We start from the raw sequence: 15244 nt of genomic DNA, 5'->3' as shown, positions 1-15244 counted from the left end.
TCCAGCAGAAGATCGACGCCCGCAACCGGGTCGAGATCGCCGCCTGGGCCTGGGAGTCCGGCACGGTGCGGGAACGATAGGACCGGCTGCACAGCCGCTTCTTCGCGGTGGCGGCCCTGATCGGCTCCGTGCTGTTCTGCCCCGCAATGGCACCCTGGGCGCCTCAGGGGAGAACGTCCCACCCATGGCACTCGCCCGCGCTGAATCCCCGAGTGGCGGCGGACACGAAGGAGCTGGGACGGCGGAGCCGACCCGGCGATGGGATGCTCCCCCGCCGCACCTGACCTCTACGTTCGCGACCGGAGCGGAAGCGGCGTAGTGCCGGACCCCAATCAGAACGCGTGGGCTTCGTGCTGCCGCCCATATGCCCCACCAGGTACGCGGGGCGAACCTCGTCTGGCACACGAGGAGGCAGTGCAGTGATTCCTGAGACGACGATCCCTGAGACGACGCGCATCCGGGCTACCAGGCCCCGGGTGGCCACGCTGAGCGAGTACGCCATCGACGCCGAGCGCGGGTTCGTGCCCGGCGAGGACCCGGTGGACGCGTTGCCCGTGTACTACGAGCCCTGGGAACGGCTCGGCCGGAACATCGCGGCTCTGATCATGACCGGACGTCTGCGCCCGGCGGTGGAGTCGATGCCCGTCCTGACGCCAGACCGGCTCCGGTCAGCGAGGGAGCAGGAGCGGGCCATGCTGCTGCTGTGCTGTCTGGCGAACGCGTACGTCTGGGGCGCAGAGAGCCCCGTGGACACGCTTCCGGCGCCGGTGGCACGGCCCCTGCACGCGCTCGCCCGGGAACTGGACCGGGCTCCGATCGCCGCCCACGCCTCCATCGTCCTGAACAACTGGCGGCGCATCGACGCCGGTGAACCGCTGAGCATGTCCAACATCGACACCCAGGTGACGTTCCTCGGCGGTGTCGACGAGAAGTGGTTCTACCTGGCGACGGTGGGTGTCGAGCTCGCCGGCGCCCCAGGGCTGCCCCTGCTGGTCCAGGCGCAGCATGCCGTGGCAGCCGAGGACCATGCCCGCCTCACCGAGGCGCTGTTCGGCATCCGCAGTGTCGTCGACCAGGTGACGGACGCGTTCCTCGACGTGGAGAGCTGGTGCGACCACTACGTCTTCTACCACCGGATCAGGCCGTTCCTCACAGGTTGGTCCGCGCCGGGACTACGGTTCGAGGGCGTGGACCGGGAGCCGCTGGTGCTGGCCGGCGGGAGCGCCGCGCAGAGCTCCCTCATCCAGGCCTTCGACGCCGGACTCGACATCCCGCACGAGCACGAGACGACGGCGGGATTCCTGACCGGCATGCGCGCGTACATGCCCGCGCCGCACCGACGTTTCCTGGAGGACCTGGAGGCCGGTCCGTCGGTACGCGGCTATGTGGGGCGGCACCGCAGCAGCTATCCGCGCCTGTGCGTCGCCTACAACGGGGCGGTGGAGTCCCTCGTCCGGCTCAGGGCCCAGCACATCGGCATCACCGGGCGCTACATCAAGCGGTTCCAGCGCGACGAGGAGACCGCCAAGGGCACCGGCGGCAGTGATTTCGTCAGCTTCTTGAGGAAGTCGCGCGAGGAGACCACCGAACGGCTGCTGCCATGACGGCACGGGTGTACGGGGACTTCGACCAGGCGCAGTTGGACGCCCAGTACTCCCCCAGCAGTCTGGTGGGCGACATCCAGCCGTTCCTGGACGACTACGCCGAGAGCAGTCGTCTGGCTCAGCACGAGCTGGCCCCCGCGGCCCGCCGAGACCTTCGTTTCGGGCCGGGCCCCGACGACCTGCTGGATGTCTACGGTCCCTCGGGATCGGGCAAGGACAGCCGGCCCGCCCTGTTCTTCGTGCACGGCGGGTACTGGCAGCAGTTGTCGAAGGAGGACTCCGCGTTCCCGGCTCCCGCTTTGGTGGAGGCGGGCGCTGTCTACGCGACCCCGGACTACACGCTGGCCCCGCGGGCCAGGCTCTCGGACATCGTCGACCAGGTACGCAGGGCCTTCGCCTGGTTGTGGCACCGAGCGGCCGACCACGGTATCGACCCCGGGCGGATCGTGGTCGCCGGGTCGTCGGCCGGGGCCCATCTGGCCGCCATGCTGCTCGCCACGCCCTGGCGGCAGTGGGGTCTGCCCGCTGCCCCCATCGCGGGTGCCGTGCTGTTCGGCGGCATCTACGACCTGGCCCCGGTGCGACAGACCTACGTCAACGACGTCGTCCGCATCGACGCCGGCGAAGTTCGGGACTACAGCCCCCTGTTCCTGACCGGCGTGCGCTGCCCCGTGGTGATCGCCTGGGGAGAGCGTGAGACGGACGAGTTCAAGCGGCAGTCCTCTGTGTACGCGGCGCATCTGCGCCGGCAGGGGTGCCACGTCACCGCGTTCGAGCAGCCCGGACGCAACCACTTCGACTCACCCATGGAACTCGGCACGCCCTCTACCCGGGTGCACGCCGAGATGCGCCGGTTGCTGGGCCTGCAGTCCACGTAAGGCCTGCCGCCCACCTGGCTCAGCCGTCCATCCAGATCCGCCGTTCGCGTCGGCCCGCAGTCCACGCGAACGGCCACACCGTCCGGTCCGGCCGCGCCGGTCCACCGGCTAGACATCTGAGGAAGTGCATACCTTGCTCACTCACCTGACCGCCTCGGAAGGCGAGGCCCGCCAACTCGACGAAGCCCTGCCGGGCCACCGGGAGTTGTTCCACATACCGCCCGCCGACGGCGGCAGATACCCCGAGACGGCGTACTTCGCGGGCAACTCCCTCGGCCTGCAGCCGAAGGCCACCCGGACCGAACTGGTCGAAGACCTGGCGGACTGGAGCCGCTTCGGCGTCGAGGGGCACCACGACGCCGACCGCCCGTGGTTCGGCTACCACCGGCTGCTGACCGAGCCGGCCGCACGTCTGGTCGGGGCGCTGCCCGAAGAGACCGTCGTCATGAACTCCCTGACGGTGAACCTGCATCTGCTGATGGTCTCCTTTTACCGCCCCCGGGGCGAGCGCACACACATCGTGATCGAGGACAGCGCTTTCCCCTCCGACAGCTACGCCGTGCGCAGCCACGTACGGATCCACGGGCTCGACCCGGACGAGGCGGTCATCAGGGTGCGTCCGCGCCCGGGAGAGGAGTGCTTGCGCGCGGAGGACGTCGTCGACTTCCTCGACCGCCAGGGACACACCGTGGCGCTGGTGCTGCTGGGCGGCGTCAACTACCTCACGGGCGAGCTGATGGACATCGCCGCCATCACCGCCGCCGGGCACTCCGCGGGTGCGACGGTCGGCTGGGACCTGGCCCATGCGGCCGGCAACGTCCCGCTCCATCTGCATGACTGGAACGTCGACTTCGCCGCCTGGTGCTCCTACAAGTACCTCAACGCCGGCCCGGGGGCCCTGTCCGGGGTCTTCATCCACCAACGGCATGTTACCGACCGCACCCTGCACCGCTTCGAGGGGTGGTGGAGCACCGACGCCACCACCCGGTTCCTGATGGAGCCGGTCTCCAGCCCGCCCGCCACGGCCGACGCGTGGGCCATCTCCAACCCGCCGGTCCTCGCCATGGGACCCGTGCGCACCTCCCTGGACATCTTCGACACCGTCGGCATGGTGGCGCTGCGCAAGCGCAGCGAGAAGCTGACCGGATACCTGGAGGGGCTGCTCGACGAGGTCACCGCGACCCGTCCGCTGACGGTGATCACCCCCAGGGACCCGCGGCGCCGAGGCTCCCAGCTGTCGCTGCGCGTCGGCGGTACGACGGCAGGCGATCTCGCCCGGACGCTGCGCCACGAGCACGGAGTCATCGCCGACGCCCGCGAGCCGGACATCATCCGGCTGGCTCCTGTGCCGCTGTACTCAACCTTCCACGACTGCTGGCGGGTGGCCGACGCGCTGGCCCACGCCGTACCGGAGGCGACATGACCCGCACAGTCAAAGTGACGCCCATCCCGCAGGGACCGCCCCCCACCTCACACGGTGACCGGCAGCCCACGGGCGAGCTCACCCGTTCACTCACCCACCGCCAGACCACCATGATCGGCCTGGGCTGTGCCCTGGGCACCGGCCTCTTCCTGGGATCCGGCTCGGCCATCGGCACAGCCGGTCCCGCCGTGATCCTGTCCTACATCGCCGGCGCGGTACTCGTCGCCATCATCGCCCGGGTGCTGGGCGCGATGACCATCGTCCATCCCGTGCGCGGCACCTTCGGGACCATCGCCCAGCTCTACCTCGGCCCGTGGGCGGGCTTCCTCGTCCGATGGCTGTTCTGGGCCGGGACGACGGTGGCCATCGGCGGCGAGGTGGTGGCGGCGGCGATCTACATCCGCTACTGGTGGCCGCAGGCCCCGATGCTCCTGCTCATCGCGGCCGTGGCCGCCCTGGTGCTGGGGCTCAACATCGTCAGCGTCAGGTCCTTCGGCTTCGCGGAGTTCTGGCTCTCGAGCGTGAAGGTGACCGCGGTGGTGGTGTTCATCGCCGCGGGTCTGCTGCTGGTGTTCGTCGGGCTGCCGCATACACCGGCCGCCGGACTGGGAAACCTCACTTCCCACGGCGGCTTCTTCCCGCACGGACCTCAGGCCGTCTGGGCGGCCCTGTCCGTCGTGATGTTCGCCTTCGTGGGCTTTGAGACCACCTCCATCTCGGCGGCGGAGACGACCGACCCCACGCGGTCCATCCGCACCGCGATGCGCGCGCTCGTCTGGCGCCTCGGACTGTTCTACATCCTGTCCATCGGCATCATCGTCACCCTGGTGCCGTGGCGGGACACCGCAGGCGGCGACGGGACCATCACCGGCAGCCCGTTCGTCCGCGTCTTCAGCCAGATCGGCATTCCTGCCGCCGCCTCACTGACCAACGCCATCGTCCTGATCGCGGCGATCTCCTCGGCCAACGCCCAGCTCTACGCGGCCAGCCGCTTCCTGCACTCGCTCGGCCACGACAGATGCGCCCCCGCCGTGCTGGCCCGTGTGGACACCCGCGGAGTACCGGTGCGGGCCCTGGTGGTCTCCGCCGCCGGCATCGTCGCGGCAGCCCTGCTCGCCGCATTCGGGGTCGACGGCGTCTTCAACGTGCTGGTCTCCGTCGCCATCTTCTCCGTCCTCCTGGTGTGGCTGCTGATCCTCGCCTCCTATCTCGCCTTCCGTCGCTCCGACGCCCCGGCGACGGGGCAGGGCCTGCGGGTGTGGGGCGGGGCGTGGACGGCCTGGGCCGGTATCGCGGGTGTGCTGGCGGTGGCCGCGACCGCCGCGGTGGTGCCCGTGATGGCGCAGGCCGCCTGGGTCGGCACCGGCTTCACCCTCGCCCTGCTGCTGGTGTACGCCCTCAAGGTGCGCCACGTGGTGGACCGCCACACGACGGCCGCGCAGAGCGAGGAGGCCGTCGATGCGTGATCAGCCGTTCCTCCCACCGGAGCCCCGGACAGACAGGACAGCCGCCGGAGGCAGCACCCCGCACTCACCGCCGACGACCGGCCACCGCAGGCCGATGCGGCTCGATCACGCATCCGGCTCCCGCCGGACCACCGCGGCGCCCGCCCCGCTGGAGACACCCCATGCCCACTGAAACCGTGCCCGTCATCCGCAACTTCGTCGGCGGCACCTTCGCCGAAGCCGACCCCGAACGCTGCTTCACCAAGACCAACCCGGCCACCGGCACGCCCCTGGCCACCGTGCACGAGGCGGACCGGGCCCTGGTGGACCGCGCGGTCCGTTCGGCCCGTGGCGCACTGGAGGAGGGCTGGGCCGACACTCCCGTCCGGGAGCGCACGGCGCTGCTGCGCCGGGCCGCCGATCTGATCGAGGAGCGTTTCGAGGACTTCGTGGCCGCGGAGGTCGGCGACACGGGCAAGCCCGTGACGCAGGCCCGTGAACTCGACGTCGCCCGTGCTGTCGCCAACTTCCGCGCGTTCGCCGACATCGTGGCCGCCGCCGGCCAGGACTCGTACCTCACCGACCTGCCGGACGGGCGCCGCGCCCTGAACTACGCGGTGCGCAAGCCGCTGGGCGTGGTGGCCGTGATCGTGCCGTGGAATCTGCCGCTGCTGCTGCTCACCTGGAAGGTCGCCCCCGCGCTCGCCTGCGGCAACGCGGTGGTCGTCAAACCCAGTGAGGAAACCCCGACCACCGCCACCCTGCTGGCCGAGGTGCTGGCCGACGCCGGTCTGCCCGCCGGGGCCTACAACGTCGTGCAAGGCTTCGGCCCCGGCTCCGCGGGCGAGTTCCTGGTGACCCACCCGGGCGTGGACGGCATCACGTTCACCGGATCGTCCACCACCGGAACCGAGGTGATGCGGGCGGCGGCGCCCGGCGTTCGCCCGGTGTCCTTCGAACTCGGCGGCAAGAACGCCGCGATCGTCTTCGACGACGTCGACGTCGAGGAGGCACTCGACGGCCTGTCCCGGTCGGTGTTCACCAACACGGGTCAGGTGTGCCTGTGCACCGAGCGGCTCTACGTCCACCGGTCTGTGTTCGCTGACATCGTCGACGGCCTGGCCGAGCGAGCCACCCGGCTGCGGCTCGGCGACCCGCTCAGCACCCACACGACCACCGGCCCGCTGATCTCCCACGAGCACCGGCGCAAGGTGCTGCGCTACTTCGACCTGGCCGAAGCCGCCGGCGCCAAGGTGGTCGCCGGGGGCGGGGCACCGCACCTCGGGCCGGACCTCGACGGCGGCGCGTGGATCGAACCCACCCTGTGGACCGGTTTGACCAACGCCGACCGCCCCGTACGCGAGGAGATCTTCGGACCCGTCGCCGCCCTCATCCCCTTCGACACCGAGGAGGAGGCCGTCGCCCTGGCCAACGACACCGACTACGGTCTCGCCGCCGCGGTGTGGACCAACGACCTGCGCCGCGGTCACCGGGTCGCCGGGCGCATGGACGTGGGCATGGCCTGGATCAACACCTGGTTCCTGCGCGATCTGCGCTCGCCGTTCGGCGGTGCCGGGCTGTCCGGTATCGGCCGGGAGGGCGGAGCCTCCTCTCTCCACTTCTACACCGAGCCGACGAATGTGTGCGTGCAGCTGTGACGACCGACATCGACACCCACCCCGACGCCTCCGGCCCGCGGGCCGGAGACGGCCCCGGCGACGCGGTCGAGGCCGTCGTGTCGCGCCTGACCGGCGCTGCGGCCACCCGAACGCCCTGCGCACCCGTACGTGACCTGCTCGGCGACACCGGCATCGACGCCGCGTACGAGGTGCAGCGCCGCCTGGCCGCCGCGCGGACGGCCGCGGGAGCACGCCGCGTCGGCGCCAAGATCGGCCTGACCGCGCCCGCCGTACAGGAGCAGTTCGGCGTCTTCGAACCCGACTTCGGGATGCTCTTCGACGACATGGTGTTCGCCCACGGTGAGCCCGTGGCGCTGGACCGCTTCCTGCAGCCGCGCGCCGAAGGAGAGATCGCCTTCGTCCTCGGCAGCGACGTGGACCTGCCGGGCGCCACTGTCGCGGACGTCCTGCGGGCCACCGCCTTCGTCCTGCCGGCCATCGAGATCGTGGACTCCCGCATCAGCCGGTGGGACCTGACCATCGCCGACACCGTCGCCGACAACGCCTCCAGCGGCGCCGTCGTGCTGGGTACCGTCCCGCACACCTTGAACGGCCTCGACCTGGCCCAGGTCGGGATGACGCTGTACCGGGACGAGGAACCCGTCTCCTTCGGCGCGGGCCACGCCTGCCTCGGTTCTCCGGTCGTCGCCGTCACCTGGCTGGCCCGCGAGCTGACCCGACGGGGGCAGCCCCTGCGCGCCGGTGACGTGGTGATGTCCGGTGCCCTGGGCCCGATGGTGGAGATCACCTGCGGTGGCCGGTACCGCCTGGAACTGGATGGACTCGGCAGTGTCGAGTCGCGGATCGAGGAGAACGTATGAGCACCGAAGCCGCTACGGCGGGCGGCGGCGTCGGGGTCGCCATCCTGGGCTCGGGAAACATCGGCACCGACCTGATGATCAAGGTGCTCCGGCAGTCGGAGATCCTGCGGACGGCGGCCATGGCGGGTATCGACCCGGCCTCCGAGGGCCTGGCCCGCGCCCGGCGCCTTCAGGTGGCCACCACCCACGAGGGGATCGACGGTCTCGCCGCGATGGACGAGTTCGCCGATGTCCGCATCGTGTTCGACGCGACGTCGGCCGGCGCCCACACCCGCCATGCCGAAGTCTGCCGCGAACACGGCAAGCTGATCATCGACCTCACTCCGGCCGCGTCGGGGCCCCTCACGGTCCCGTCGGTGAACCTGGAGAAGCACCTCGCCGCCGACGACGTCAACATGGTCACCTGCGGCGGGCAGGCCACCGTACCCATCGCCGCGGCCGTCTCCCGGGTGGTCCCGGTGGCCTACGCCGAGATCGTGGCCTCCCTCTCCTCTCGTTCCGCCGGCCCCGGCACCCGTGCCAACATCGACGAGTTCACCGAGACCACCAGCCTGGCGCTGCGTGAGGTCGCGGGTGCCGACACGGCCAAGGCCGTCATCGTGCTCAACCCGGCCGATCCGCCGGTGGTGATGCGCAACACCGTCTTCTGCGTCGTCGAGGACGCCACGGCCGGCACCCTCGGGGCCATCGAGGACTCGGTGCGGCAGACCGTGCGGGACGTCCAGGAGTACGTGCCCGGCTACGAACTCGTGCAGGACGTGCAGTTCGACGCCCTGCACGAAGTGTGGATGCCGCACCTGGGCCGTCATGTGACGGGCACGCAGGTCACCTGCTTCCTGCAGGTCCGCGGCGCGGGCCACTACCTGCCGGAATACGCCGGCAATCTCGACATCATGACCTCCGCCGCCCTGCGGACGGCCGAGCGCATGGCCGAACTCCGAGGATGGGTGAGCTGATGCACATCTACGTACAGGACGTGACCCTGCGGGACGGCATGCACGCCGTCGGACACCGCTACACCACCGCCCAGGTCCGTGACATCGTGGCCGCCCTCGACCGCGCCGGGGTCGACGCCATCGAGGTCGCTCACGGCGACGGTCTCGGCGGCTCCAGCGCCACCTACGGGTTCGGGGCCCACACCGACGACGAATGGATCCGGGCCGCGGCCGAGGTGATCGAAAACGCCACCCTGACCACTCTGCTGCTGCCGGGCATCGGCACCATCGCCGACCTGCGCCGCGCCAGGGACCTCGGGGTGGGCAGCGTGCGCGTGGCCACCCACTGCACCGAGGCCGACATCAGCGCGCAGCACATCGCCTGGGCACGCGAGAACGGGATGGACGTCTGTGGCTTCCTGATGATGAGTCACATGGCCACTCCGGCCCGGCTCGCCGAGCAGGCACGGCTGATGGAGTCCTACGGCGCCCACTGCGTCTACGTCACCGACTCCGCCGGGCGGCTGACCATGACCGAGGTCGCCGAACGCGTCGACGCCCTGCGCCAGGTCCTCGCCGAGGACACGCAGATCGGCATCCACGCCCACGAGAACCTGTCGCTGTCGGTCGCCAACAGCGTCACGGCCGTCGGGCACGGGGCGCTGCGCGTGGACGTCGCCCTTGCCGGGCAGGGAGCCGGGGCCGGGAACTGCCCCGCGGAGCCGTTCGTCGCCGTGGCGGACCTGATGGGCTGGCACCACGGCTGCGATCTGCTCGCCCTCCAGGACGCCGCCGAGGACCTCGTCCGGCCCCTGCGGGAACGGCCCGTCCAGGTCGACCGCGACACCCTGACGCTCGGCCGGGCGGGCGTGTACTCCAGCTTCCTGCTGCACGCGGCCCGGGTCGCGGCGCGGCACGGGATCGACTCCCGTCATCTGCTGCAGGAAGTCGGCCGCCGCGGCCTGGTCGGCGGCCAGGAGGACCTGCTCACCGACATCGCCCTGGACCTGGTCCGGGCCTCCACCACGGCCACGGACCAGTGCGTCACGGCAGGAGGCGCGGCATGACCAACCCCAGCCATCTGCAACTCGCCCATCGTCTGGACACTGCCCGGAACGACCGGAGCCCCATCCCCGGCATCGCCGACACCCATCCCCTCGCCGTCGACGACGCCTACGCCGTGCAGGAGGCCCTGGTCGGCCTGCGGCAGGCCAGGGGGGAGCGGCTCACCGGCGTGAAACTGGGCTTCACCAGCAAGGCGAAGATGGCGCAGATGGGCGTCTGCGAGGTCATCGTGGGACGTCTGACCGACGCCATGCGGATCGGCGACGGCGCGGAGCTGGAGCTGTCGGACCTCATCCATCCCCGGGTCGAGCCGGAGGTGGCTTTCCGGCTGAGCGAGCACGTCGATCCCGACGATCCCACGACCGACATCGAATCGTGCGTGGACGCGGTGGCCCCGGCCCTGGAGGTCATCGACTCCCGGTACCAGGACTTCCGCTTCACCGTCACCGACGTCGTCGCCGACAACACCTCGGCCGCCGCCTACGCCGTCGGCGCCTGGCGTCCGCTGGGCGATGTGGCGAACAAGGCGGTGCGGCTGCGCACCCCACAGCGGGAGGCCGTCGGATCCACCGCTGCGATCCTCGGAGCGCCCCTGGCCGCCCTGCACGCCCTGCTCGCCATCTGCCGCAAGCGCCGCATCCCTCTCGCACCCGGGCAGATCGTCCTGGCCGGCGCCGCCACCGCCGCCCTGCCGCTCACCGCCGGCGTCACAGCGTGCCACATCGCGGGGCTCGGCACCGTCACGCTGAAAGGCCGCTGATGAACACCGCACACGTCGTCGACGGACTGGCCACCCCCCGGGGGCGCTTCCCTCACGTCAAGGTCGTCGGTGACCTCGTCTTCGTCTCCGGCACCAGTTCCCGCAGGCCGGACAACACCTTCGAGGGCGCCGAGGCCGACGCCCTGGGCACGACCACCCTGGACATCCGTGCCCAGACCCGCGCCGTCATCGGGAACCTGCGGGCCATCCTCAAGTCCGTGGGCGCCGGCCTGGAGGACATCGCCCAGATCACGACCTACCTGGTCTCCATGAACGACTTCGGCGGCTACAACGAGGTCTTCGCCGAGTACTTCGACGTCGACGGCCCCACCCGCACCACGGTGGCCGTCCACCAGCTGCCGCACCCGCACCTGCTCATCGAGATGCAGGCCATCGCCACCCTCACCCGTCACCGCCAGGGCCACTGACCCGTTCATCCCAGAAGGACACCGTCATGACCGCCATCCCCGAGGTCATCCACTTCCAGAAGTGGATCGCTGACCACGCCCACCTGCTCAAGCCGCCCGTCAACAACCGCACCATGGCCCTGGGCACGGACTTCATCGTGCAGGTCGTCGGGGGCCCCAACCAGCGCACCGACTACCACGTCGACCCGTACGAGGAGTGGTTCCACCAGCTGCGCGGCAGCATGTACGTCGACATCATGACCGAGGACGGGCCGCACGCCGTGCACATCCGGGAGGGAGAGACCTGGCTGCTGCCCGGGAACCTCCCGCACTCCCCGCAGCGCCCGGAAGCCGACAGCATCGGCCTGGTCATCGAACGCGTCCGTGAGCCGGGCACCCTGGAGAAGTTCCAGTGGTACTGCCCCCAGTGCCACGCCCTCATTCACGAGGTGGAACTCCAGGTGACCGACATCGTGGCCGACCTGCCTCCGGTCTTCGGCGCCTTCTTCGACGACCCGCAGGCGCGCGTCTGCGGCGCCTGCGGGACCGAGCACCCCGGGAAGGGATGACCGGTGCACGACCACGACCCGACAGCGGACCCGATACAGCGCGAGGCCGGGTACGACACCATCGACATCCACACCCACTACGTCCCCCAGGGATGGCCCGACCTCCGCGCGGACGCCGGCCCCCTCGCCCCCTGGCTGCGCATCGAGTCGGAGACCGACGCGATGATCATGCTTGGGTCGCAGGAGTTCCGCCGGATCGGTACGCAGTGCTGGAACGCGGAGACCCGCCTGAAGGACATGGACGCCGACGGCATCGACAGGCAGGTCGTCTCACCGACGCCGGCCTTCTTCCACTACGGCCGCAGCGGCGCGGAGGCGGCCCGCATCGCACGGATCTTCAACGACCTGGCCCTGGACATCGTCGCCCCGGCACCCGACCGCCTCATCCCCTTCTGCCAGGTGCCCCTGCAGGACACCGACGCGGCCTGCCGCGAACTGGAGCGCTGCCTGGCCAACGGACACCGCGGAGTGGAGATCGGCAACCACGTCGGTGACCACGACCTGGACAGCGAGGGCATCGTCACCTTCCTGCAGCACTGCGCACAGCTGGAGGTCCCGGTCTTCGTCCACCCCTGGGACATGGACGACTCACCGCGCCTGCGCCGCTGGATGGCGCGATGGCTGACCGCCATGCCCGCCGAGACCCATCTGTCGCTGCTGGCGATGGTCCTCGGCGGGGTCTTCGACCGCATCGACGACCGGCTGAGGATCTGCTTCGCGCACGGCGGGGGATCCTTCGCCTTCTGGCTCGGCCGCATGGACAACGCCTGGCGGGGCCGCCCCGACGTGGTCGGCACCTCCCAGCACCCGCCCTCGCACTACTCCGGCCGGTTCCATGTCGACTCCGTCGTGTTCGACCCCCGCGCCCTGCGCCTGCTGGTGGACACCTACGGCCCGCGGCAGGTCATGGTCGGCAGTGACTATCCCTACCCGCTGGGGGAACGGCCCGTCGGCCAGGTGGTGCGCGACAGTGCCTTTCTCACCCTCGAGGAGAAGGCGCTGATCCGCCGGGGCAACGCCGAGCGCTTCCTCGGGCTCGTCGGCTGACCAGAGCCACACACGGTGCCGCGCAGGTGCCGCCTAGCATGGCTGTCGGAGCCGGGGAGGTGGGTGTGATGTTCCAGCCGGAACCCGAGACCGCGGCCGCCGGTCAGCGGGAAGACCTTTTCTCGATCATCGACGCGGCCGGGGAACTCCTTCACGTGCCCATCGTCCTGGAGGACACCGACTTCCGTGTCCTGGCCTGGTCGAGAGGGCAACACGCCGCCGACGAGGAAAGGGTCTCCGGGATCCTCGAGCGGCAGGCCCAGCCCTGGCTCGTCGAGGTGCTGCGCTCGCGGGGGGACATCGCCCGCCTGATCAGCTCCCCGGAACCCGTCTTCCTGGAGCCGGCCTCCGACCAGGCCAAGCCCCGGATGGCCTGCCGGGTCCAGCACGACGGTCCGCATCTGGGCTATCTGTGGGCCAGTACGGAGACTCCCTTCGACTCGCGGCAGGCGGCCCACTTTCGCGCCGCCGCACAGGCGATCGCCGTCCGTATGAGCCGCTCGGGCGGCCAGGGCGCCACCGAGCAGGATGACCTGCGGGCCGTCCTGCTCGGTACCGAGGCCGCCGAACAGGCCGCCGGCCGGCTGGGTCTGCCGGCCGCCAAGGTCACCGTGCTCGCCGCCGCGTCGTGCCGGCCGGCGCACGATGCGGCGTTCGCCGAGATCCCGTCGGACGTCCTGCGTCTGTACCTGACGACAGCGCACCCTCGCTCCTTCATCGCACGGCACGATCACGCCACCTACGCGGTGCTGCTGTGGCCGGAGTCCACGGACGACGCCGAAGCCATGGGCCGCTCCCTGAAGATCGCCCGGGACCTGTGGGACCGCGCGGCACTACGCGAGCGCATCGTGCTGGCCGTCAGTACCAGCGTCGGGGATCCCGGCCGGATCCCGGCCGCCCGGTCCCAGGCCGACCGCGTCACCGGACTGCAACAGCAGTACCCGGCAGCTCCCCGTGTGGCCTCCTTCGAGGATGTCCAGCTTCTGTACGCGCTCTCCCGTCTGCGCGGAGCCCTCCGCCAGGACGATGAGATCCTGGGCGGCGCCGTATCCCTCCTGGAACGCCACGACCGGCAGCACCGCACCCAGCTCCTGGCGACCCTGCGCTGCTACCTGGACCATTTCGGCGACACCAACGCCGCGGCCGCGCAACTGCATCTGCACCCGAACACCTTCCGCTACCGCCTGCAACGCATCCGTGAGCTCAGCGGTTTCGACCCGCGCGACGCGCAGACGCGTTTCCTGGCGGAGCTGCACCTGCGCCTGCGCGACCTGGATCGGACGGGCGCACCATGACGATCGAGTTCCGGGTCCCGGCCACCGCCACGGAACTGGTGGGCTTCTCCTATTCGCCTGCCCTGGAGGCGGTACTGAGCCTGCATGTCCTCGTGGAACCCAAACACCACCCGGTCCAGCACCCGTGGGTGAGGGCGATGCACCGACTCCCGCCGGCGCTGAAACGCGAGATCGACGCGTTCTCGTTCGCTTTCCGGTCCTACTTCCCGGAGTTCTTCTTCCCCCGCCGACGGGCGAGTTGCTCGACTTCGCCGATGAACTGGAGCGCGTGCGGAGGATCGACCCGGACCTCACCCGTCTGGAGTTCGCCCTGCCCCTGCTCACCCCCTGGCCGGCGGACCGCCCGGTCAGGCACCCCGACGTGCTCTCTGAGCCGGCCGTGCGCCGCCGGCTGTCCGAACAGGCGGCAGCCGTCTGCGGAGAGACGCTGGCCACGCTGCTGCTCGACGACCCGGGTGCCCTTCTGGAGCGCTTCCTGCGGCTGCTGGAAGGCTACTGGGAGGAGGCGTTCGCCACGAGTGGCGCAGAATCGAGCCGGAACTCGCCGACAGCGTCACGGAGGCCGGCCGGCAGATCGCCGAGCACGGCCTGTACGGCATGCTGCGCGCGCTGTGGCCCGAGGTGCGATGTGATCCCGCGGCCGGAAGATTCTGGCTGGAGCGGCCGCACGACCATCAGGTCGCCATCGGCCCGCACGAACAACTCGCCCTGGTGCCCAGCGCCTTCGTATGGCCGCACATCCGCGTCAACTGCGACGGCCCTTGGCCTCTCGGGCTGGTCTTCCCCGCCTCCTCCATCGTGCGGGAGGCCCGTCCGCGCATCCCCCCGGCCCAACTGGTCGGCGTCCTGAGAGCGTTGGCGGACGACACCCGCCTGCGGGCGCTGCGCCTGATCGCCGAGCGGCCCCGCAGCACCCAGGAACTCGCCCTGCTCGTCGGAGTCAGCGAGGCCGCCCTGTCCAAACACCTGCGGGTGCTCGCCGAGGCGGGCCTGCTGGAACGCAGCCGACAGGGCTACTACGTCCTGTACCGGCTCGTGCCCCGGAAAGTGGCCGAACTCGCGCCCAGCCTGGAAGGCTTTCTCGGCGGGAACAGCGCCCCGCCGACGCTTGATCAGCGTTTCGACGAATAAGTTGAACAGTGAATTCACCGACGCACACAGTTGCGGCATGCCGCTTCTCAACGACCGAAACCCCGCCCGTAGACGTGGCAGAACAGCAACTCCGGGCTGGTGGGGGCGTCGGGACGCAGCCAGTTGAGGTTTTCTACAAGTCCCGCCGCCAGGAGGTCCATCTCAACGGCCGCTCACGCCACCAG

The 15244-nt window shown here is 70.5% G+C and carries 15 protein-coding genes and 1 pseudogene; 15 read left to right on the top strand and 1 reads right to left on the bottom strand.

The window, feature by feature from the left end:
- Positions 1-476 precede the first annotated feature (476 nt).
- The 14 genes and pseudogenes from IG99_RS29510 to IG99_RS51720 all read left to right on the top strand — a co-directional run.
- Positions 477-1604 carry an indoleamine 2,3-dioxygenase gene (locus tag IG99_RS29510; protein ID WP_037679090.1) on the top strand — a complete coding sequence of 376 codons (1128 nt, stop codon included), beginning with the start codon at positions 477-479 and terminating at the stop codon, positions 1602-1604.
- Entirely contained in the window at positions 1601-2482 is an 882-nt protein-coding gene (locus IG99_RS29505) for an alpha/beta hydrolase (RefSeq protein WP_037679087.1), read from the top strand. The genes IG99_RS29510 and IG99_RS29505 overlap by 4 nt, the downstream gene beginning before the upstream one ends.
- 133 nt (positions 2483-2615) lie before the next feature.
- Positions 2616-3905, top strand: a complete 1290-nt coding sequence (gene kynU, locus IG99_RS29500; RefSeq protein ID WP_199815623.1) for a kynureninase — start codon at positions 2616-2618, stop codon at positions 3903-3905.
- Positions 3902-5371, top strand: coding sequence for an amino acid permease (locus IG99_RS29495; RefSeq protein ID WP_051866030.1), 1470 nt, complete (start codon positions 3902-3904; stop codon positions 5369-5371). Before kynU ends, IG99_RS29495 begins: the two co-directional genes overlap by 4 nt.
- Positions 5372-5532: 161 nt before the next feature.
- The gene (locus IG99_RS29490) at positions 5533-7008 is read left to right on the top strand and encodes a 2-hydroxymuconic semialdehyde dehydrogenase (RefSeq protein WP_037679084.1); all 1476 of its coding nucleotides are present in this window, start codon (positions 5533-5535) and stop codon (positions 7006-7008) included.
- Entirely contained in the window at positions 7005-7850 is an 846-nt protein-coding gene (locus IG99_RS29485) for a 2-keto-4-pentenoate hydratase (RefSeq protein ID WP_078947967.1), read from the top strand. Before IG99_RS29490 ends, IG99_RS29485 begins: the two co-directional genes overlap by 4 nt.
- On the top strand, positions 7847-8806 hold the full coding sequence (locus IG99_RS29480) for an acetaldehyde dehydrogenase (acetylating) (protein WP_037679079.1): 960 nt from the start codon (positions 7847-7849) through the stop codon (positions 8804-8806). Before IG99_RS29485 ends, IG99_RS29480 begins: the two co-directional genes overlap by 4 nt.
- Positions 8806-9852 (top strand): 4-hydroxy-2-oxovalerate aldolase, encoded by a 1047-nt coding sequence (dmpG, locus tag IG99_RS29475; RefSeq protein WP_051866038.1) that lies wholly within the window; start codon positions 8806-8808, stop codon positions 9850-9852. Before IG99_RS29480 ends, dmpG begins: the two co-directional genes overlap by 1 nt.
- Positions 9849-10610 carry a 2-keto-4-pentenoate hydratase gene (locus IG99_RS29470; protein ID WP_037679076.1) on the top strand — a complete coding sequence of 254 codons (762 nt, stop codon included), beginning with the start codon at positions 9849-9851 and terminating at the stop codon, positions 10608-10610. The genes dmpG and IG99_RS29470 overlap by 4 nt, the downstream gene beginning before the upstream one ends.
- Positions 10610-11038 (top strand): RidA family protein, encoded by a 429-nt coding sequence (locus IG99_RS29465; RefSeq protein WP_037679073.1) that lies wholly within the window; start codon positions 10610-10612, stop codon positions 11036-11038. The genes IG99_RS29470 and IG99_RS29465 overlap by 1 nt, the downstream gene beginning before the upstream one ends.
- A 26-nt stretch (positions 11039-11064) precedes the next feature.
- Positions 11065-11586 (top strand): 3-hydroxyanthranilate 3,4-dioxygenase, encoded by a 522-nt coding sequence (locus IG99_RS29460; protein ID WP_037679069.1) that lies wholly within the window; start codon positions 11065-11067, stop codon positions 11584-11586.
- A 3-nt stretch (positions 11587-11589) separates the two neighbouring features.
- Positions 11590-12633 (top strand): amidohydrolase family protein, encoded by a 1044-nt coding sequence (locus IG99_RS29455; RefSeq protein WP_234312001.1) that lies wholly within the window; start codon positions 11590-11592, stop codon positions 12631-12633.
- 38 nt (positions 12634-12671) lie between these two features.
- Entirely contained in the window at positions 12672-13928 is a 1257-nt protein-coding gene (locus IG99_RS29450; protein ID WP_037679066.1) for a PucR family transcriptional regulator, read from the top strand.
- Positions 13925-14104 (top strand): annotated as a pseudogene (locus tag IG99_RS51720) (DUF5937 family protein); the annotation flags it as partial. The gene IG99_RS29450 and the pseudogene IG99_RS51720, both read left to right, overlap by 4 nt.
- A gap of 23 nt (positions 14105-14127) precedes the next feature.
- Here the strand turns inward: IG99_RS51720 and IG99_RS51715 are convergent.
- Positions 14128-14283, bottom strand: a complete 156-nt coding sequence (locus tag IG99_RS51715; RefSeq protein ID WP_324606142.1) for a hypothetical protein — start codon at positions 14281-14283, stop codon at positions 14128-14130.
- A gap of 59 nt (positions 14284-14342) precedes the next feature.
- On the opposite strand from IG99_RS51715, the gene IG99_RS51710 reads away from it, so the two are divergent.
- Complete coding sequence (locus IG99_RS51710) at positions 14343-15059, top strand: ArsR/SmtB family transcription factor (RefSeq protein WP_324606141.1); 717 nt, start codon at positions 14343-14345, stop codon at positions 15057-15059.
- The last annotated feature ends 185 nt before the right edge of the window (positions 15060-15244 follow it).

The organism is Streptomyces griseus subsp. griseus (assembly GCF_000720255.1).
GTDB classification, from domain to species: Bacteria; Actinomycetota; Actinomycetes; order Streptomycetales; family Streptomycetaceae; genus Streptomyces; species Streptomyces griseus_I.
The sequence above is the reverse complement of the archived record's forward strand: the minus strand, read 5'-3'. Positions and strand labels throughout refer to the sequence as shown.

Coding starts and splice junctions, on each gene's coding strand:
- IG99_RS29505 (WP_037679087.1), top strand. CDS start 1,601: ATGACGGCACGGGTGTACGGGGACTTCGACCAGGCGCAGTTGGACGCC.
- IG99_RS29490 (WP_037679084.1), top strand. CDS start 5,533: ATGCCCACTGAAACCGTGCCCGTCATCCGCAACTTCGTCGGCGGCACC.
- dmpG (WP_051866038.1), top strand. CDS start 8,806: ATGCACATCTACGTACAGGACGTGACCCTGCGGGACGGCATGCACGCC.
- IG99_RS29470 (WP_037679076.1), top strand. CDS start 9,849: ATGACCAACCCCAGCCATCTGCAACTCGCCCATCGTCTGGACACTGCC.
- IG99_RS29460 (WP_037679069.1), top strand. CDS start 11,065: ATGACCGCCATCCCCGAGGTCATCCACTTCCAGAAGTGGATCGCTGAC.
- IG99_RS29495 (WP_051866030.1), top strand. CDS start 3,902: ATGACCCGCACAGTCAAAGTGACGCCCATCCCGCAGGGACCGCCCCCC.
- IG99_RS29465 (WP_037679073.1), top strand. CDS start 10,610: ATGAACACCGCACACGTCGTCGACGGACTGGCCACCCCCCGGGGGCGC.
- IG99_RS29480 (WP_037679079.1), top strand. CDS start 7,847: ATGAGCACCGAAGCCGCTACGGCGGGCGGCGGCGTCGGGGTCGCCATC.
- IG99_RS29450 (WP_037679066.1), top strand. CDS start 12,672: ATGGCTGTCGGAGCCGGGGAGGTGGGTGTGATGTTCCAGCCGGAACCC.